This is a genomic window from Pseudomonas sp. PH1b (assembly GCF_000633395.1).
In the GTDB taxonomy this organism is placed as follows: domain Bacteria; phylum Pseudomonadota; class Gammaproteobacteria; order Pseudomonadales; family Pseudomonadaceae; genus Aquipseudomonas.
The window spans coordinates 410,479-428,142 of sequence record NZ_AYMU01000005.1; the positions used below are offsets into that span (position 1 = coordinate 410,479).

A 17,664-nucleotide genomic window follows, 5' to 3' on the forward strand; every position below is an offset into this window, starting at 1 on the left:
CATGCTGCGCATCCTGGTCCGGTTGTACCTGATCACCATCGTTGCGTTCAGTGCCTCGATCTACTTGATTCCCGACCTGGTGATCAAGGTCTTCCACGAGCGTTTCCTGGACTACAACCTGGACCAGTCCCGCGGGCTGCAGAGCCTGATCGTCAAGCAGTTCCGGGCCATGCCGGCGGCGCAGTGGCCGGCCCTGGCGGCAGAGATGGACCAGGAGTTCCACCCGTTGCAAGTGGCCCTGGTGCGCATCGACGACCCGGACTTCAGCAGCTACGAGCGTGAGCGCCTGCAGCGCGGCGAGAAAGTCGTGCGCCTGGGGGACTGGGGCTGGCGCACCCTGGCGGTGTCGCCGCTGGACGAGCAACTGGCGGTCAAGCTGGTGGTGCCGCCGGATCCGCTGGACGTCAACCTGCTGTACTGGAGCATCAACGTGCTCATCGTCGCGGTACTGCTGGCTTGCCTGCTGCTCTGGGTCCGGCCTCACTGGCATGACCTGGAGCGCCTCAAGCGCACCGCCGAACGCTTCGGCAAGGGCCACCTGAGCGAGCGCACGCAACTGTCCGCCCGCTCCAACATCGGCAGCCTGGCCCATGTCTTCGACACCATGGCCGGGGACATCGAGAACCTTCTCAACCAGCAGCGGGACCTGCTCAATGCGGTGTCCCACGAGTTGCGCACGCCCCTGACCCGGCTGGACTTCGGCCTGGCCCTGGTGCTCTCCGACGACCTGCCGGCCGCCAGCCGCGAACGCCTGCAAGGGTTGGTGGCGCATATCCGCGAACTGGATGAACTGGTGCTGGAGCTGCTGTCCTACAGCCGCCTGCAGAACCCGGCCTGCCTGCCGGAGCAGGTCGAGGTGTCCCTGGACGAGTTCATCGACAGCATCCTGGGCAGCGTCGACGACGAACTGGAATCGGACATCGTCATCGATGTGCTGCTGCACGGCACTCTGGAGCGTTTCACCCTGGACCCGCGCCTGACTGCCCGAGCCCTGCAGAACCTCTTGCGCAACGCCACCCGCTACTGCGAGAAGCGCATCCAGGTGGGGGTGCTGGTGAGCGATGAGGGCTGCGATATCTGGGTCGACGATGACGGCATCGGCATTCCCGACGACGAGCGCGAGCGGGTGTTCGAGCCGTTCTATCGCCTGGACCGCAGCCGCGATCGTTCCACGGGCGGTTTCGGCCTGGGCCTGGCCATCAGCCGTCGGGCCCTGGAGGCCCAGGGCGGGACCCTGACGGTGGAGGCCTCGCCCTTGGGCGGCGCGCGTTTTCGCCTGAGCCTGCCGCCCGCGCCCAGAGTCTGACTCCACCGCGCACGCCCGTAGGAGCCGGCAGCTAGACCGTGCCGTCCCCCGTAGGAGCCGGCTTGCCGGCGAAGAGGCCCTTGAGTCTTGCATCGCCTGGGTGGACGTCTTCGCTGGCAAGCCAGCTCCTACAGCAGTCAGACAGACCGTGCCGTTCCCCGTAGGAGCCGGCTTGCCGGCGAAGAGGCCCTTGAGTCTTGCATCGCCCGTGCGGACGTCTTCGCTGGCAAGCCAGCTCCTACAGCAGTCAGCTAGTCCGTGCCGTTCCCCGTAGGAGCCGGCTTGCCGGCGAAGAGGCCTTTGAGTCTTGCATCGCCCGTGCGGACGTCTTCGCTGGCAAGCCAGCTCCTACAGCAGTCAGCTAGTCCGTGCGGTTCCCTGTAGGAGCCGGCTTGCCGGCGAAGAGGCCCTTGAGTCTTGCATCGCCTGGGTGGACGCCTTCGCTGGCAAGCCAGCTCCTACAGCTGTCAGATAGTCCGTGCCGTTCCCCGTAGGAGCCAGTTCCTGCAGCGGGGGCAACTGACAGGAATTTCATGCGGTCTGTTGGCGGGCACGGTTTATCCTGATCGCCACTCACCCGCAATGAGGAGGTTCATTCATGAACGAGCAGGCGATTCATCATGCTGCGGCAGACGGCTATCAACAGGCCGCCGATACCTATGTGCGGGGGCGACCGGACTATCCGTCAGCCCTCGACCCCTGGCTGCGGGAGACGCTGGGCCTTGAGCCGGGCAGGGTGGTGGTCGACCTGGGCGCCGGCACCGGCAAGTTCACCGGCCGCCTGCTGGCCACCGGGGCCCAGGTGATCGCCGTGGAGCCGGTGGCCGAGATGCGCGCCAGGCTCGCCGCGGCCTTGCCTCTGGCCCAGGCCTTGGACGGCAGCGCCGAGGCGATTCCCTTGCGCGATGCCTCGGTGGATGTGCTGGTCTGTGCCCAGGCCTTCCACTGGTTCGCCAGCAACGCGGCGCTGGACGAGATCCACCGGGTGCTCAAGCCCGGCGGCAAGCTGGCCCTGGTCTGGAACCTGCGCGATGCCCGGGTGCCCTGGGTGGCGCGCCTGGACGGCATCGTCAATGCCTTGCAAGGCGATACCCCGCGCTACTACACCGGCGCCTGGCGCCAGGTCTTTCCCCACCCGGGATTCGGCCCCCTGCAGGAGCAGCACTTCAGCCAGGGGCACAGCGGCTCGGTGGAAAACGTGATTTTCAATCGTGTGCGCTCCACCAGCTTTATCGCCGCCTTGCCCGAGGCCGAGCGCCAGGCCGTGGACCGGCAGATTGCTGCACTGATCGACAGCGAGCCGCAACTGCGCGGCCGGGCCGAAGTGACGGTGCCCTACGAGACCGCCGCCTTCCATTGCGTAAAGCCGGGCTGAGCCCTGTCGCCGCAACAGGGCTGGGCCGCACGCCAGCCCGCAAGGTCACAGGCAGCTGCCGGGGGGAGTGGGGCAGTCCCGTTTTTGTCCAATGCGCAGCCTTACGGCTCGGCGCTGCCCCTTGCTATAGTTCGGCCCTCATTTTCTGCCCAGTAAAGGATCGCTGCCATGACCGAATACCAAGCCTTTCGCGTCGAACTCGTCGACAACATCGCCCATGTGCAGATCAACCGTCCGGAAAAGATCAACGCCATGAACGCCGCGTTCTGGAGCGAGATCGTCGAGATCTTCCAATGGATCGACGACACCGATGCGGTGCGGGTGGTGGTGCTGAGCGGCGCGGGCAAGCATTTCTCCTCGGGCATCGACCTGATGATGCTGGCCGGCGTGGCCAACGAGCTGGGCAAGGACGTGGGCCGCAATGCTCGCCTGCTGCGGCGCAAGATCTTCCAGTTGCAGGCCTCCTTCAATGCCGTGGACAACTGTCGCAAGCCGGTGCTGGCGGCGATCCAGGGCTATTGCCTGGGCGGTGCCATCGACCTGATCAGCGCCTGCGACATGCGTTACGCCGCCGAAGATGCGCAATTCTCGATCAAGGAAATCGATATCGGCATGGCCGCGGACGTCGGCACATTGCAACGTTTGCCACGTATCATCGGCGACGGCATCCTGCGTGAGCTGGCCTACACTGGGCGCACCTTCGGCGCCGAGGAAGCACGCCGCATTGGCCTGGTCAACCGTACCTACAGCGATGCCGCAAGCCTGCTGGACGGGGTCATGGAGATTGCCCGGGAGATCGCCGCCAAGTCGCCGATCGCGGTCAGCGGCACCAAGGAAATGCTCAGCTACATGCGTGACCACCGGATTGATGACGGCCTGGAATATGTCGCTACCTGGAACGCTGCCATGTTGCAGTCCAACGACTTGCGCGTGGCCATCGCCGCCCACATGAGCAAACAGAAACCCGAATTCCTGGATTGATTGACGATGATTGAACGCTGGACCACCGCAGTACTCGACACCGACCTTCCCGGCGGCTGGGCCGTGGCCCGCGGCCCGGACGGTTTTCTCTATGACGACAACGGCGCGCTGTTCCCCCGGCACTGGCTCAAGGGCCAGGACCTGCCGCTGCTGGCGGAACACGGCATCGGCCACCTGGATGGCGAGCCGGTGTACCTGCTGGAGTTGAGCGCTCGCGCCGAAGTGCCGGGCTGCGGCTGGAAAGGCCTGCGGGCCTTCATGCTGGAGGGCGATCACACCCTGTACAAGGTCCTGGGCTATGCCGCGCAGATCGGCACCTGGGCCCGAGAGCATCGTTTCTGCGGCAGTTGCGGGCGGCCCATGGCCCAGGTGCCGGGGGAGCGGGCGATGTATTGCCAGCCTTGCGACCTGCGCAGCTACCCGCGCATCTCGCCGAGCATGATCGTGTTGATCACCCGCGGTGACGAAATCCTCCTGGCCCGTTCGCCGCGCTTCGTCACCGGGGTCTACAGCACCCTGGCGGGCTTTGCCGAGCCCGGCGAGTCGGCGGAGGATTGCCTGATTCGCGAGGTGCGCGAAGAGGTGAGCATCGAGGTCACGAACATCCAGTACGTGGGCAGCCAGTGCTGGCCGTTCCCCCATTCGATGATGCTGGGCTTTCATGCCGAATACGCCGGCGGCGAGATCATCCCCCAGGAAGACGAGATCGAGGACGCCCAGTGGTTCAGCGTGCATGCGCTACCGCCGTTGCCGGCCTCGCGCTCGATTGCCCGCTACCTGATCGATCTCTATGTGGCGCGCCGCCTAGGCCACGCTGAACCAGTGCTGCCAGGCTAGGCGCACGGTCAGCCCGAGGACCACGGTGATGAACACCGGGCGAATGAACTTGGCGCCACCGCTGATGGCGGTGCGGGCGCCGAAGAAAGCCCCGACCATCACCGACAGGCCCATGCTCAGGCCGATGATCCAGTCCACCTGCCCGGAAAAGATGAACACCGACAGCGCCGCGATGTTGCTGACGAAGTTCATGCTGCGGGCCACGCCGCTGGCCTTGACCAGGTCGATGGGGTAGAGCAGCAGGCTGCTCACCGTCCAGAAGGCCCCGGTGCCCGGGCCGGCCACGCCGTCATAGAAGCCCAGGCTGAAGCCCTGGCTCGATTGCCATTTCTTCTTGATCGGGGCATCGCTGTCCAGCGGCGCCTTGGGCGTACCGCCGAACAACAGGTACAGGCCACAGGCGAAGACGATCACCGGCAGCATCTTGTTCAGCCATTCCGCCGGCAGGTAGTGGGCGACGATGGCCCCGGTCAGGGCGCCCACCAGGGTGCCGACGATGGCGTGGGTCCACTGCCGGGGGTGGAACAGCTTGCGCCGATAGAAGGTGAAACTGGCGGTGGCCGAGCCGAAGGTCGAACTCAGTTTGTTGGTGCCCAGCACCAGGTGCGGCGGCAGGCCAGCGGTGAGCAGGGCCGGGGTGGTGAGCAGACCGCCGCCGCCGGCGATGGCATCGATGAAGCCGGCGATGAAGGCCACGAGGGCGAGAATGGCGAGGGTGGTCAGGTCTACGCTGAGTTCGAAAGGCATGGGGTCGGCTTATTTCGGCGAGAAGCGCAAAGGGGGCTGCGCGAAAGTGCGACATATTACCTGCAACCCCGCCCGCTGCGCGACCGCCACGACCTTGGTCTGATGCCGCTCCCCGAGTGCGGCGCCCGTCCGGATGACGCCTTCGCTGGCAAGCCAGCTCCTACGGGGCGGCACACCGAAATTTCGCTGTAGGAGCCGGCTTGCCGGCGAAGAGGCCCCCGAGCCGAGCGCCCATCCGGATGACGCCTTCGCTGGCAAGCCAGCTCCTACAGGGCGGTGCACCGAAATTTCGCTGTAGGAGCCGGCTTGCCGGCGAAGAGGCCCCTGAGCCGTGCGCCCATCCGGATGACGCCTTCGCTGGCAAGCCAGCTCCTACGGGGCGGTACACCGAAATTTCGCTGTAGGAGCCGGCTTGCCGGCGAAGAGGCCCCTGAGCCGTGCGCCCATCCGGATGACGCCTTCGCTGGCAAGCCAGCTCCTACGGGGCGGTGCGCCGAGATTTCGCTGTAGGAGCCGGCTTGCCGGCGAAGAGGCCCCCGAGCCGAGCGCCTGTCCGGATGACGCCTTCGCTGGCAAGCCAGCTCCTACAAGGGCTGTGCCTGAGGTCAGCGCTGGGGACCGTTGCCGATCTGCCAGACAAAGGGCGGCTCGTTGCCGTTGATCTGCCAGTCGCCGACGATCCGCGCCTTGTAGATCACCGGGTTGTGCGAGGACAGGGTGCGGGCGTTGCGCCAGTGCCGATCCAGAGCCTTGCCCTGGCGAATGTCCGACGCCCCCAGGGCATTGAACAGTTCGCTGGTGGCGCGCTGGATCAGCTCGGTCACGGCCACCTGGGCCGTGGCCGACTCGATCTCCGCCGCCACGTTGGCTGCGCGTTCCCGCTGTTCATCCCCGGCAAAACGCGCAAGGTAGGCCCGTTGCGTCGGTGCTGCGGCGCGCAGTGTCGCGGCCTCGGCGGCGTACACCAGGGCGCCGATCTCGCCCACCACCTGCTGCACCTGGGCATCGGCGCTGACCCGTGAGGCGTTGCCGTGGCTATAGACCCGCTTGCGTTCGCGCACTTCATGGGCCACATCGCGCAGGGCCGCGCGGCCGATGCCGGCCAGGGCCGCCAGCAGCACCAACTGGTAGAACGCGGTCTGGTATTTGAAGCGGGTGGCAAAGTCGATGATGTTCTCGGCGTCCACCTCGGCATCCTTGAAGCGCGAGGTGCCGCTGCCCGTGGTGCGCTGGCCGAAGCCGTCCCAGTCGTCACTTTGCTCGATGCCCGGCTGGTGGGTACGCACGGCGGCGATCACGTCGCCCCCGGTATCGCTGCGTCGGGCATAGACGTCGATCCAGTCGGAGAACAGGCTCCCGGTGCTGTAGAACTTTTCGCCGTTGAGGCGCCATTTCTCACCCAAGGGAGAGACTTGGGTGATCACCTGGCCAATTTCCACCGCGCCGATCTCGGTCCAGGCGCAGCCGACGATGTCGCCTTCGACAAAACGCTTGAACCACAGGTCTCGGGCTGGGCCAGGCGGGGCATTCAGGCGATCTTCGACAAAGGCGAAGTGGCCGCGCAGGGCCTGGGGCAGGTTGGCGTCGGCCTCGGCCAGTTCAATCAGCAACTGAAACAGCTGGGGCAGGGACGCGCCGCCCCCGCCATATTCCACGGGCACTCGCAGCGCACCGAAGCCTGCCGCCTTGAGCCACTTTATGGGTTCATGGGGCAGGTTGCGCTGCTGCTCGCGCTCCAGGGCGCCGGCGGCAATGCGCTGGAAGATCGGCCGAAACCCTTCAGCCAGGGCTTCGTAGTCGACGCCCACGGAGAGCGGGTTGATTACCTGATGTTCAGTCATGGTGTGGCTCCTGAGTGCGGCAGAAAAGAACAGTGCTGGCCGAAGCTGATTGCACACAGCATGCCGACTGGTGAAGGGGCGGTTTGCCTGGGGCCGAGGGCGCTTGATCCGCGAGCAACTGTTGCCCTGGCAACAGCCCATCAGCAAATCACCTGTTTTTTCAGGTTTTCAGGCGTTTCTGGCGCTAGCCCCTAAATGGGGGTAGCCGCCTTGCAGAGGCGGCTGTCGTTGAGCATCACGGCAGGGCCCGCGGGGCTTGCGGGCAGTCGCCCTGGGCTGCCTGGGGGCGGATGCGGGGGGCTGGCACGCTTGCTGCTCTGCTCCTTGCACCTTATCTGCGTCCCGAGGACCAAACCATGAGTCAGCAAGCCGTGAAATTTGCCTACTGGGTGCCCAACGTCAGCGGCGGTCTGGTGGTGAGCAAGATCGAACAGCGTACCCACTGGGGCATCGACTACAACCGCAAGCTGGCGCAGATCGCCGAGCAGGCCGGCTTCGAGTACGCCCTGACGCAGATCCGTTTCACCGCGGGCTACGGTGCCGAGTACCAGCATGAGTCGGTCGCCTTCAGCCATGCGCTGCTGGCGGCCACCCGCCAGCTCAAGGTGATTGCGGCGATCCTGCCCGGTCCCTGGCAGCCGGCCCTGGCGGCCAAGCAGTTGGCGACCATCGACCAGCTGACCGAGGGGCGGATCGCGGTGAACATCGTCAGCGGTTGGTTCAAGGGCGAGTTCCAGGCCATCGGCGAACACTGGCTGGAGCATGACGAACGCTACCGCCGTTCCGAGGAGTTCATCCGCTGCTTGCGTGGGGTCTGGAGCCAGGACAACTTCACCTTCAAGGGCGATTTCTACCGTTTCGACAATTACAGCCTCAAGCCCAAGCCCTTGGGCCAGCCGGAAATCTTCCAGGGCGGCAGCTCGCGAGCGGCGCGGGACATGGCAGCCAGGGTCTCGGATTGGTACTTCACAAACGGCAACAGCGTTGAGGGGATCAAGGCCCAGGTCGATGACATCCGCGCCAAGGCTGCGGCCAACCAGCATTCGGTAAGGATTGGCGTGAACGCTTTCGTGATTGCCCGAGACACCGAAGAGGAGGCGCGTGCGGTGCTGGCGCAGATCATCGACCAGGCCGACCCCGAGGCGGTCAATGCCTTTGGCGATGCAGCGAAGCAGGCAGGCAAGGCCTCACCGGAGGGCGAGGGCAACTGGGCCAAGTCAAGTTTCGAGGACCTGGTGCAATACAACGACGGCTTCAAGACCAACCTCATCGGCACCCCCCAACAGATAGCCGAGCGGATTGTCGCCTTGAAGGCGGTGGGGGTGGATCTGGTGCTGGCGGGCTTCCTGCATTTCCAGGAAGAGGTTGAATATTTCGGCAAGCGCGTACTGCCGCTGGTGCGCGAACTGGAAGCCCAGGCCCGGCTCAAGGACCAGGAAGTTGCCGCCTGAAGCGATCCGCCCCGGGCCGGGCTTGCCAGACTTACAGACGCCTTCGCTGGCAAGCCAGCTCCTACGGGGTGGTGGTTGCGCGAGCTATCTGTAGGAGCCGGCTTGCCGGCGAAAGGGCCCGAAAGCCTGGCGCAAGGCCTACAGACGCCTTCGCTGGCAAGCCAGCTCCTACGGGGTGGTGGTTGCGCGAGCTATCTGTAGGAGCCGGCTTGCCGGCGAAAGGGCCCGAAAGCCTGGCGCAAGGCTTACTGACGCCTTCGCTGGCAAGCCAGCTCCTACGGGGGGTGGTTGCGCGGGCTATCTGTAGGAGCCGGCTTGCCGGCGAAAGGGCCCGAAAGCCTGATGCAAGGCTTACTGACGCCTTCGCTGGCAAGCCAGCTCCTACGGGGGGGGGGCGCGGGCTATCTGTAGGAGCCGGCTTGCCGGCGAAAGGGCCCGAAAGCCTGGCGCAAGGCTTACAGACGCCTTCGCTGGCAAGCCAGCTCCTACGGGGTGGTGGTTGCGCGGGCTATCTGTAGGAGCCGGCTTGCCGGCGAAAGGGCCCGAAAGCCTGGCGCAAGGCTTACAGACGCCTTCGCTGGCAAGCCAGCTCCTACAGGGAGTGGGTGTTGCGTGGGTCGGTTACAGGCCCAGGTCGGAAAGGCCCGGGTGATCATCCGGGCGGCGACCCAGGGGCCAGTGGAACTTGCGTTCGCTGGCCTTGATCGGCATGTCGTTGATGCAGGCGAAGCGATGAGCCATCAGCCCTTGCTCATCGAACTCCCAGTTTTCATTGCCGTAGGAGCGGAACCAGTTGCCCGAGTCGTCATGCCATTCGTAGGCATAGCGCACGGCGATGCGGTTGTCGGTGAAGGCCCAGAGCTCCTTGATCAGCCGGTAATCCAGCTCCTTGGCCCATTTGCGAGAGAGGAAGGCCTTGGCTTCCTCGCGGTTGTGGGCGAACTCGGCGCGATTGCGCCACTGGGTGTCCAGGGTGTAGGCCAGGGATACCCGCTCCGGGTCCCGGGAATTCCAGCCATCTTCGGCCAGGCGAATCTTTTCAATCGCCGACTCGCGGGTGAAAGGGGGAAGCGGCGGGCGCAATTGTGGGTTAGATGACATGACCTGTCTCCAATGAAAGTTGCTGTTCAAACAAAAAAGTTGCTCTTGTTTAAAACAATCAGAGGTCCAATAACTTACGCGCCATGCATTGCGCATTATCAGCAGCACAGTGATCGCCCATGACAAGGGCAACGGTAATGGCGCCATCGATCAGAATCAGCAGTTGGGCCGCCAATTGCGAGGGATGTTGCGCGCCATGGTCCTGGCAAAGCTCGCGCACGTAGTCGAGCAGGTTGTGTTTATGCTGTTTCGCCACCAGGCGCACCGGGTCCAGGGGATCACCGGTTTCACCGCTGGTGTTGATAAAGGCGCAGCCGCGAAATCCTTCGGACTCGAACCACTCCCCGAGCACGCTGAACAGCGCCAGCAGTCGCAGTGCCGGGGTCGCGGCCTTGCCTACCTCGTTCTTGTACCAGTGCATCCAGCGTCGGTCGCGCCGTTCGAGGGCGGCCACCACCAACTCGTCCTTGTTGTCGAAATAGCGGTAGATGCTCTTTCTCGATACCCCGGCGGTTTTCACCAGAAGATCCATGCCGGTGGCGGCTATGCCGTTCTTGTAGATCAGCTTCTCGGTAACGTCGAGGATGATGTCGCGTGTTTCTGAGGGAATGATTTCGTTCATGCGAGCAAGAGTAGAACGATCGTTCTCCTTGGTCAACAACGATTATTTATCCTGGCTCGGGACAGGTTGGCGTGATGCGCCGCCAGCAACTCATGCGCCAGGCCAGGCAAGGTGCGCGCGGGGCTGCGGCGGTCCGGCCTGTTGCGTCAGCCAGGGCTTATCCGTGCCAGGGAGGGGACTCGGGCCGGCCCATGGTGTAAGCTCTTGCGCTCTTTGGATTTGAGCCACCGCGAGCCCTATGCCGTCGCTTTTCAAACGTTCCCTGCTGCCCAAGCTGCGCAGCTTCCCCCTGGCCGCCGAGGCCTTCACCACCCTTTGTGGCGCTGCGGAATTTCGCCGTACTCTGCTGGAGCAAATTGCCCAGGCCACCCGGCGTATCTATATCGTCGCGCTGTACCTGCAACAGGATGAAGCCGGCCAGGAAATTCTCGATGCGCTGCACGCCGCCAAGGCCGCCCGGCCGGAGCTGGAAGTGCTGGTGGTGGTGGACTGGCTGCGCGCCCAGCGCGGCCTGATCGGTGCCGGCAAGCAGCCGGGCAACTCCGCCTGGTATCAGGACATGACCCGTAGCCACGCCAGCGAGGTGCCGATCTACGGCGTGCCGGTGCAGACCCGGGAGCTGTTCGGGGTGTTGCACCTCAAGGGCTTCGTGATCGACGACCGCGTGCTCTACAGCGGCGCCAGCCTGAACAACGTGTACCTGCACAAGTTCGACAAGTATCGCTTCGACCGTTATCACCTGCTGCACAACCAGGCCCTGGCCGACTCCATGCACCATCTGGTGCAGCATGGCCTGGTGGCGTCGCGGGCGGTGCATCGCCTGGACCTGCCAAACCTGCCCACCACCCGCAGCCTGCGCAACGACATCGGTGACCTGCGCAGCCGGCTCAAGCACGCGACCTACGACACCACCGCTGGCGGCCTGGACAAGAGCGGGCTATCGGTCAGCCCCTTGCTGGGGGTGGGCAAGGGCAACCCGTTGAATCGGGTGATCTGCGAGCTGATTGCCGGGGCCCAGCACCAGCTGACCATCTGCACCCCGTATTTCAACCTGCCACTGGTGGTGACCCGGGAGATCAACCGCGCCCTGGAGCGCGGGGTGAAGATCGACATCATCGTCGGCGACAAGACCGCCAACGACTTCTATATCCCCCCCAGCGAGCCGTTCAAGGTCATCGCCGCGCTGCCGTACCTGTACGAGATCAGCCTGCGGCGTTTTGCCAAGCGTCACCAGAAGGCCATCGACAGCGGCCTGTTGAACCTGCACCTGTGGCGTGACGGCGACAACACCTACCACCTCAAGGGCATGTGGGTCGACGAGCGCTACACCTTGCTCACCGGCAACAACCTCAACCCGCGGGCCTTCCGCCTGGACCTGGAAAACGCGCTGTTGCTGGACGACCCCAAGGGCGAGCTGCTGGCGGCGCGCCAGGCCGAGCAGGCGCTGATCTACCGGCACACCCGGCGGATCGAGCACTTCCAGTACCTGGACAGCCTGGTGGACTACCCGGAGGCCGTGGGCAAGTTCCTGCGCCGGGTCAGCCGGGTGCGCATCGAGCGCCTGCTCTACCGCATGCTGTAACCCAACCAGGCAGCGCCGCAGCGTCAAGGCTGCGACCGGACCGCCAGGCTCTTGCCGGCGGCCTTCTGGCCACAGCGCGCCGGTTCTGCGGCGCTAGCGGCTAGCGCGGTCGATCAGGCTTCAGGCCTTAGTCGGCGGATTCGGCCACAGCGCCACCGCTAGCAGCAGTACTGCCGCCAGCAGGTAGGGCAGGCGCGGTTCCACGGCGTAGATCAAGGTTCCGGCCAAAGGCCCGATGACCACGCCCAGGCCCTGGGCGGCGCCAATGCTGCCTGCCGTGGCGCCCTGTTCCGAAGCCTGCACCGAGTTGGCCGCCAGGGCCGAGAACGAGGGGAACACTCCGCCCATGCCTGCCGCCGAGACAAAGAACGCCAGCCACAGGCCCCAGGCGCTGTCCACCAGCATGCTGCCGGCATAACCCAGGGCCGACAGCAGGGCGCCGTAGCGGATCATGCGCAGGGGTGGCCACTCCAGCTTGCGTACCACCAACTGCGAACAGATCAGTGCCACGCCGACCATGGCCAGGGCCACTCCGGCAGTCTGGGCGGCGTCGGCCGGGCTCATGTTCAGCCGGTCCAGGGCATAGAAACTGACGGTGATCTGGGCGATCGACACGCAGAGCATGGCGACGAAGGCCACCACCATCGGCCGTACCAGGCGCGGGTCATTGAGCCGCACTGTGCTCGGTGCCTGCTTGAGGTGCAGCTCCTGGCGCGGCAGCTTGAAGCGCAGAATCAGGAACGCCAGCAGCGGCAGCAGCGCCATGGCGTAGAACGGCAGGCTCAGGCTGTAGCGGGCCAGCAGTGCGGCCAGTGCCGGGCCGACCACCAGGCCCACGGCGTTGGCCGCCCCCAGGGTGGCCATGGCCCGGGCCCGGTGCTGGGGTTCGACGTTGTCGGCGATCAAGGCGAAGCCGCCCACCGGGATCGCGGCATAGAAGGCGCCGATCAGGCCGCGTCCGAGCATCAGCCCGAGAAAGGCCATGGCGACGCTGGGCAGGGTCTGCAGCGACAGGTCGATGAACAGGCACAGGGCCCAATAGGCCAGGGTGAAGCCGGCGGTGCCGAGCAGCAGCACCCGGCGTCGGCCGAAGCGGTCACTGGCCTGGCCCCAGGGGCGCGCCAGGAGCATCCAGATCACCCCGGACACGGTGACCGCGGCGCCGGCGTGCCAGGTCTCCAGGTGCAAGGCGCGGGAGATCGGGCCGATCAGCGAGACGAAGGCCATCATCGACATGGTGCAGGCCATGTAGGCAGCCATCAGTGGCAGCAGGCTGAATGCAGCCGTGGGGGTGGCAGGGGTGGAGCGGGGCATGGACAGTCTTCCGTGAGATCGCAGGTGCCGGGACTTTACACAAACCATCGGACCAGGCACAGGCTTATGGAGGAGGGTGATTCAGACAGCGTCGATCCACCGTGGAGCGCCGCTTTGCGGCAGCGCCGGTGATTTCAGGGCAAGGGGCGTAGGCTTTCGCGGGCAACGATTTCTTGGCTCTTGCTGCAACGCCGTCTCTCGAACACTGCGTTGAAGCGGCTGCCGCTGCTGACCACCAGCACGTTCTCATCGTCGATGCGGGCCATGCGTTCCTGCGTGGGATCGCTGATGCAGGGATCGTGGGCATACATTTCAAAGGAGCTGGCGAACAGGCGTCCGGCCGCATTCAGGCTCAGTGCATACCAGGGGCCGATATAGAAGATGGCCATGATCAGCGCACCGACCCCGACCAGCCTCATGCCCCTGACTGTATTGCTCCAGCGCGGCGCTTTGGCCCGGTTGCCAGGCAGCAGGGCTTGGATCAGGTTGAGCGGTATCGTGACCAGGGCGCTCAGCAATAGATGAAGGGAGGTCGCGATGTAGATGCCGAGGATGACAATCAACACCACGGCCAATGCTGCCGGCGGGGTCAGGAAGGCGGTGGTATAGGGAAAGAGTGACGGCGGCACCCCAGTGATCTCGTTGACCAGGGTGGCGGCATAGGCGGCTGAGAAAGCCAGGGCCATGGCCAGCAGGCCGGCCAATACACCGCGCACCAGCCAGGACTTTTCCTGCCAGCTCTTGAGTGTCGACGCCCAGCCATGGATCTCGATCAGCAGCGCCAGTGCCGCCAGGGTCAGTGTCGCGCCACACAGTGCCAGGCTCAGTGGCGTCAAGAGGTGGATATCGCCGCTGAAGGAAATACAGATCACCCAGGCAAAGGCAAGCAGCATGGCGGTGCTGTACAGCTTGATGTGGAGCGGCGCTGCGATCCAGTCGATGAAGAATTCGGTGATGTTGCTCAATCGTTGTTTCAAGGTTTGCCCAGGTCCGTTGGAATGCCCCTTGTCGGGGGAGGGTGCGAGATCCGTCGCATTATGCCTCAGGTGCAGTCGAGCGATCCCGCCGGGTCACCCTCGCGCGATGGGCGAAAGGGCGACCGCCGGCTGACGGGGGCTCAGTTCAGGCCCAGCTTGCCGCGCAGGGTGGAGAGGTCTTCGGCCAGGGTGTTGACCGGGCCCACCAGGGCCTTGCGGTCGGCTTCCTTGACCTTGTCATAGGTCATGAAGCCGCCATCGGCGGTTTTGTACTTGGCGAGGATCTTGTTCACCGTGGCGAAGTTCTTGTCGACCTTGGCGACAAAGGCCTTGTCCTGCTTCTCGATCTGCGGACGGAACAGGTCGACGATTTTCTTCGCGCCGTCGATGTTGCCCTGGAAGTCGTAGAGGTCGGTGTGGCTGTAGCGGTCTTCCTCGCCGGAGATCTTGGTCGCGGCCACTTCTTCCAGCAGCGCGGCGGCGCCGCCGACGACTTTTTCCGGTGGGAAGGTCAGGCCGGCAACGCGGGTCTGCAGGTCCTTGACGTCCTTGTTCAGGCCGTCGGCCAGCTCGCCCAGGCCTTCGGTGCTGTTTTCCGAGAACAGCGAGTATTCCAGGCGGTGGAAGCCGGTGAAGTCCTCGGCCTTGACGCCTTTTTCATGGTCGTCGACCCGGGAATCGATGGACGCGTCGAGGTCACTGAACAGCTCGGCAATCGGTTCGATCGACTCGTAGTAGACCCGGGTCGGCGCGTAGAGCTTCTTGGCGGCGGCCAGGTCGCCTTGCTTCACCGCGTCGGTGAATTGCTGGGTGTGGCTGGCCAACTCGTCGAGCTGTTCGGTGACGTAGATCTTGTAGTCGGAAATCGGCCCCACCAGCTCCAGGGGCGCGGTGGCGGCGAACGCCGAAAGCGGCGCGTGGAGCAAGCCAAGGGTCAGCAACACAGCGAGAGGCGACTTTTTCATGGGACTTTTCCGTGGGGGTTGTTGTGTCTTTGGTGTTAGGCGGTGGTTGTGGGGCGGGTCGCATCGAGCAGCGAGCGACCGATGAAGTCCTGCTCGCCATTGACCCCCGGCAGGGTGAAGAAGTAGCCGCCGCCAGTGGGCTTGAGGTACTCCTCCAGGGGTTCGCCGTTGAGGCGGGTCTGTACCGCGATAAAGCCTTTTTCCAGGTCCGCCTGGTAGCAGATGAACAGCAGGCCCATGTCCAGCTGGCCGTTCTTGTTGACCCCGTTGGAGTAGTTGAACGGCCGGCGCAGGATCAGGTTCTGCTGGGTCTGCGCAGTGCGCGGGTTGGCCAGGCGAATGTGCGCGTCGAGCTTGGTGACCTTGCCGTGAGGGTCCCGGGCGTAGTCGGGCACCTGGCTTTCCTGGCGGCCGTCCATGGGGGCGCCGCTGGCCTTGATTCGGCCAATGATGCTTTCCTGCTCCTGCAGCGGGGTACGGTCCCAGCGCTCGACGAAGTTGCGAATGATGCGCACCGCCTGGTAGCTGCCATGGGCCGCCCAGGCCGGCTCGTCGCTGCCGGGCTGGACCCAGACGATCTGCTGCATGGCTTTCTGGTCGTTGGAGTCGGGGTTGGCCGAACCGTCGCGAAAGCCCAGGAAGTTGCGTGCGCTCTGCGCCGGTTCGCCGGATTTGGCCGGGGCCTGGGGCGGCACGCTGCCTTCCTGTTTCCAGCGCACCAGCAGCAGGTCCGGCAGGTTCTTGACGATGTCGCGCAGGGCATGGATGTTGGTGTCGGCGGTGTTGGAGCAGAACTGCAGGCTCAGGTCACCGTGGCAGCAGGCCGGTTCCAGGGCATCGTTGGGAAAGCCCACCATGCGCACCAGGCGCTTGGGCTTGGCGGCTTCCAGGCCGAAGCGCTCGTCGAACAGCGACTCGCCCACCGAGACGGTGATGGTCAGGTTGTCCGGGGTCACCACCGGGCCGAGGATCCCGGAATCCAGGGGCGGCAGTTTCGGGTCGACCTGGGCCACCGGGCCACCGTGCATGAGAAAGGCAATGCGCTCGTTGAGGGTTTTGAACAGCCGCTCCAGGTCATCGCGATCACTGGCCAGCACATCGAAGGACACCAGCATGCCGGAGGCGGGGCGCGGGGTGACGATGCCGCTCTGGTGCTGGCCGTGGAACGCGTGGCGGTCCTGGGTCTTGTCGCTGCTGGGGGCTTCGGTGACCTGGGCGGCAGGGGCGGCCATGGCCGGGCAGCTCAGGCTGCTGCCGGCCAGGGCCACGCCGGCGGCGCCCATGCCCAGGAGCACACGCCGGCGCTGGGCGGAAAAGGACGGGTTGGACGGATCTGAATCGTTCATTGAAGGCTCGTTCTGGTTACAGGCCGGAAAGGCCGAGTGCGGGATCGATACCGTCGAGGGCGTCGGCCAGGGCCTTGGCCTTGTCGGCGATCTCTTTGCGTTGTGCGGCGCTGACCTGGTCGTAGTCCACATAGCCGAAGCCGTCGCGCAGGCTGTCGAGGCGGGCGCCCAGGGCACTGGTGGCACTGTCCACCTGGGGCAGTACCGACGGCGCGGATTTGGCCAGCAGCGGCCGCAGCAGGTCGATGACCTTGCGGGTGGTTTCCAGGTTCGCGGCAAAGCCGTTGAGGTCGCTGTGGCTGTAGCGTTCCTCTTCACCGCTGCTGGCCCGCAGGTCGGCCAGGCTGCGGATGTTGCGCGCCACCACGCTGACCAGTTGCTCTGGGGGCAGGGTCTGGGCCAGCAGTTGCTCCTTGAGGCTGGCAACGTCGCTGGACAGGCGTCGGGCAACGGTGTCCAGGCCGGCCAGGTCGCGCTTCTGGAACAGGCCGTATTCCAGGCGGTGGAAGCCGCTGAACCCCGGATCCTGCTCGCGCTGCTCGAAGTAGTCGGCGCGAGCATTGATGGCGTTGTCCAGTTCGGCCTGGCGCTGGGCGGCTGGCGCCAGGCGCTGGTAGGCGGCGCGGGCCGGCAGGTACAGGGCCTGGGCCTGTTTCAGGTCGCCGGCGTCGATGGCCTGCTGCAAGGCGCTCACCGCCTTGATCAGGGCGCTGCCCTGGGTGCTCAGGTAGACCCTGAACTCCGACAGCGGGCCGATGAAGGCCACCATCGACGGCCGGGCCTTGGCCTGGGCATCGGACTCGGCGGTGGGGGTCACGTGCAAGGTGCCGCGGGGGTTGCTCAGCAGCCCGCAGGTGATGGCGTAGTCCCCGGGCAGCAGGTTGGCGTTGATCACCTGGCTCAGGCCGGGGGCGATGTTTTCCCGCTCTTCGACCACCAGCACGCCGTCGAGGATTTCCCACTCCACTGCGCGTTCCGACCGGTTGACGATGCGAAAGCTGGCACGCCCGGCCGGGACTGTCAGGGCATTGGGTTCGCAGCTGTGGGGATGGATGGTCACGGTGATTTCGCCCTGATGGGCCTGGCGCTTGCTGGCGGCCAGTTGCGAGGCGTAGTAGAACAGCCCGCCGGCGGCGATCATCACGATCACCGAGCCGGCAACCGCCCAGCGCAGTGCGCGGGGAGGTGAGGCCTGGGGGGAGGCTTGCTGGGTCATGGG

Annotated in this window: 15 protein-coding genes; 6 read left to right on the forward strand and 9 right to left on the reverse strand. The window is 65.2% G+C overall.

From position 1 onward, the window contains the following. Nucleotide 1 precedes the first annotated feature (1 nt). From U873_RS0111260 to nudC, 4 genes are all read left to right on the forward strand, one after another. Nucleotides 2-1,306: an ATP-binding protein gene (locus U873_RS0111260; protein ID WP_025128356.1), complete on the forward strand. Its 1,305-nt coding sequence runs from the start codon at nt 2-4 to the stop codon at nt 1,304-1,306. Between the two features lie 598 nt (nt 1,307-1,904). Then, nucleotides 1,905-2,681 carry a class I SAM-dependent methyltransferase gene (locus U873_RS0111265; RefSeq protein ID WP_025128357.1) on the forward strand — a complete coding sequence of 259 codons (777 nt, stop codon included), beginning with the start codon at nt 1,905-1,907 and terminating at the stop codon, nt 2,679-2,681. A 168-nt stretch (nt 2,682-2,849) separates the two neighbouring features. Then, complete coding sequence (locus U873_RS0111270; RefSeq protein WP_025128358.1) at nt 2,850-3,662, forward strand: crotonase/enoyl-CoA hydratase family protein; 813 nt, start codon at nt 2,850-2,852, stop codon at nt 3,660-3,662. 6 nt (nt 3,663-3,668) lie between these two features. Beyond that, the gene (gene nudC / locus U873_RS0111275; RefSeq protein ID WP_025128359.1) at nt 3,669-4,499 is read left to right on the forward strand and encodes an NAD(+) diphosphatase; all 831 of its coding nucleotides are present in this window, start codon (nt 3,669-3,671) and stop codon (nt 4,497-4,499) included. Here the strand turns inward: nudC and U873_RS0111280 are convergent. Together U873_RS0111280 and U873_RS0111285 are read right to left on the reverse strand one after the other, a co-directional pair. After that, a complete protein-coding gene (locus tag U873_RS0111280; protein ID WP_025128360.1) occupies nt 4,467-5,246 on the reverse strand; it encodes a TSUP family transporter in 780 nt (259 codons plus the stop codon). The genes nudC and U873_RS0111280 overlap by 33 nt on opposite strands. Before the next feature lie 605 nt (nt 5,247-5,851). Beyond that, a complete protein-coding gene (locus U873_RS0111285) occupies nt 5,852-7,087 on the reverse strand; it encodes an acyl-CoA dehydrogenase family protein (RefSeq protein ID WP_025128361.1) in 1,236 nt (411 codons plus the stop codon). Between the two features lie 356 nt (nt 7,088-7,443). On the opposite strand from U873_RS0111285, the gene sfnG reads away from it, so the two are divergent. Then, a complete protein-coding gene (gene sfnG / locus U873_RS0111290) occupies nt 7,444-8,538 on the forward strand; it encodes a dimethylsulfone monooxygenase SfnG (RefSeq protein ID WP_025128362.1) in 1,095 nt (364 codons plus the stop codon). 621 nt (nt 8,539-9,159) lie between these two features. On the opposite strand, the gene U873_RS0111295 is transcribed toward sfnG, so the two are convergent. Together U873_RS0111295 and U873_RS0111300 are read right to left on the reverse strand one after the other, a co-directional pair. After that, on the reverse strand, nt 9,160-9,639 hold the full coding sequence (locus U873_RS0111295) for a nuclear transport factor 2 family protein (protein WP_025128363.1): 480 nt from the start codon (nt 9,637-9,639) through the stop codon (nt 9,160-9,162). 58 nt (nt 9,640-9,697) lie between these two features. Further along, nucleotides 9,698-10,261, reverse strand: coding sequence for a TetR/AcrR family transcriptional regulator (locus tag U873_RS0111300; protein WP_025128364.1), 564 nt, complete (start codon nt 10,259-10,261; stop codon nt 9,698-9,700). A 238-nt stretch (nt 10,262-10,499) separates the two neighbouring features. On the opposite strand from U873_RS0111300, the gene pssA reads away from it, so the two are divergent. Then, a complete protein-coding gene (gene pssA, locus U873_RS0111305; RefSeq protein WP_025128365.1) occupies nt 10,500-11,843 on the forward strand; it encodes a CDP-diacylglycerol--serine O-phosphatidyltransferase in 1,344 nt (447 codons plus the stop codon). A 120-nt stretch (nt 11,844-11,963) separates the two neighbouring features. Here pssA and U873_RS0111310 read toward each other — a convergent pair whose 3' ends face one another. The 5 genes from U873_RS0111310 to efeO (U873_RS0111330) form a co-directional block, all read right to left on the reverse strand. Further along, complete coding sequence (locus tag U873_RS0111310) at nt 11,964-13,157, reverse strand: MFS transporter (protein WP_025128366.1); 1,194 nt, start codon at nt 13,155-13,157, stop codon at nt 11,964-11,966. A gap of 134 nt (nt 13,158-13,291) precedes the next feature. Further along, on the reverse strand, nt 13,292-14,122 hold the full coding sequence (locus U873_RS0111315) for a hypothetical protein (RefSeq protein ID WP_025128367.1): 831 nt from the start codon (nt 14,120-14,122) through the stop codon (nt 13,292-13,294). Nucleotides 14,123-14,274: 152 nt separating this feature from the next. Then, nucleotides 14,275-15,099, reverse strand: coding sequence for an iron uptake system protein EfeO (efeO, locus tag U873_RS0111320; RefSeq protein ID WP_025128368.1), 825 nt, complete (start codon nt 15,097-15,099; stop codon nt 14,275-14,277). Nucleotides 15,100-15,134: 35 nt separating this feature from the next. Beyond that, nucleotides 15,135-16,445 carry an iron uptake transporter deferrochelatase/peroxidase subunit gene (gene efeB, locus U873_RS0111325; RefSeq protein WP_025128369.1) on the reverse strand — a complete coding sequence of 437 codons (1,311 nt, stop codon included), beginning with the start codon at nt 16,443-16,445 and terminating at the stop codon, nt 15,135-15,137. Nucleotides 16,446-16,461: 16 nt separating this feature from the next. Then, on the reverse strand, nt 16,462-17,661 hold the full coding sequence (efeO, locus tag U873_RS0111330) for an iron uptake system protein EfeO (protein ID WP_025128370.1): 1,200 nt from the start codon (nt 17,659-17,661) through the stop codon (nt 16,462-16,464). Nucleotides 17,662-17,664: the final 3 nt, after the last annotated feature.

Bases quoted from the DNA above. Each gene is read 5' to 3' on its own strand.
- U873_RS0111260 (WP_025128356.1), top strand. From the start codon at position 2: ATGCTGCGCATCCTGGTCCGGTTGTACCTGATCACCATCGTTGCGTTC.
- pssA (WP_025128365.1), top strand. From the start codon at position 10,500: ATGCCGTCGCTTTTCAAACGTTCCCTGCTGCCCAAGCTGCGCAGCTTC.
- U873_RS0111300 (WP_025128364.1), bottom strand. From the start codon at position 10,261: ATGAACGAAATCATTCCCTCAGAAACACGCGACATCATCCTCGACGTT.
- U873_RS0111265 (WP_025128357.1), top strand. From the start codon at position 1,905: ATGAACGAGCAGGCGATTCATCATGCTGCGGCAGACGGCTATCAACAG.
- efeO (WP_025128368.1), bottom strand. From the start codon at position 15,099: ATGAAAAAGTCGCCTCTCGCTGTGTTGCTGACCCTTGGCTTGCTCCAC.
- efeO (WP_025128370.1), bottom strand. From the start codon at position 17,661: ATGACCCAGCAAGCCTCCCCCCAGGCCTCACCTCCCCGCGCACTGCGC.
- sfnG (WP_025128362.1), top strand. From the start codon at position 7,444: ATGAGTCAGCAAGCCGTGAAATTTGCCTACTGGGTGCCCAACGTCAGC.
- U873_RS0111295 (WP_025128363.1), bottom strand. From the start codon at position 9,639: ATGTCATCTAACCCACAATTGCGCCCGCCGCTTCCCCCTTTCACCCGC.
- efeB (WP_025128369.1), bottom strand. From the start codon at position 16,445: ATGAACGATTCAGATCCGTCCAACCCGTCCTTTTCCGCCCAGCGCCGG.
- U873_RS0111310 (WP_025128366.1), bottom strand. From the start codon at position 13,157: ATGCCCCGCTCCACCCCTGCCACCCCCACGGCTGCATTCAGCCTGCTG.
- U873_RS0111285 (WP_025128361.1), bottom strand. From the start codon at position 7,087: ATGACTGAACATCAGGTAATCAACCCGCTCTCCGTGGGCGTCGACTAC.
- U873_RS0111280 (WP_025128360.1), bottom strand. From the start codon at position 5,246: ATGCCTTTCGAACTCAGCGTAGACCTGACCACCCTCGCCATTCTCGCC.
- U873_RS0111270 (WP_025128358.1), top strand. From the start codon at position 2,850: ATGACCGAATACCAAGCCTTTCGCGTCGAACTCGTCGACAACATCGCC.
- nudC (WP_025128359.1), top strand. From the start codon at position 3,669: ATGATTGAACGCTGGACCACCGCAGTACTCGACACCGACCTTCCCGGC.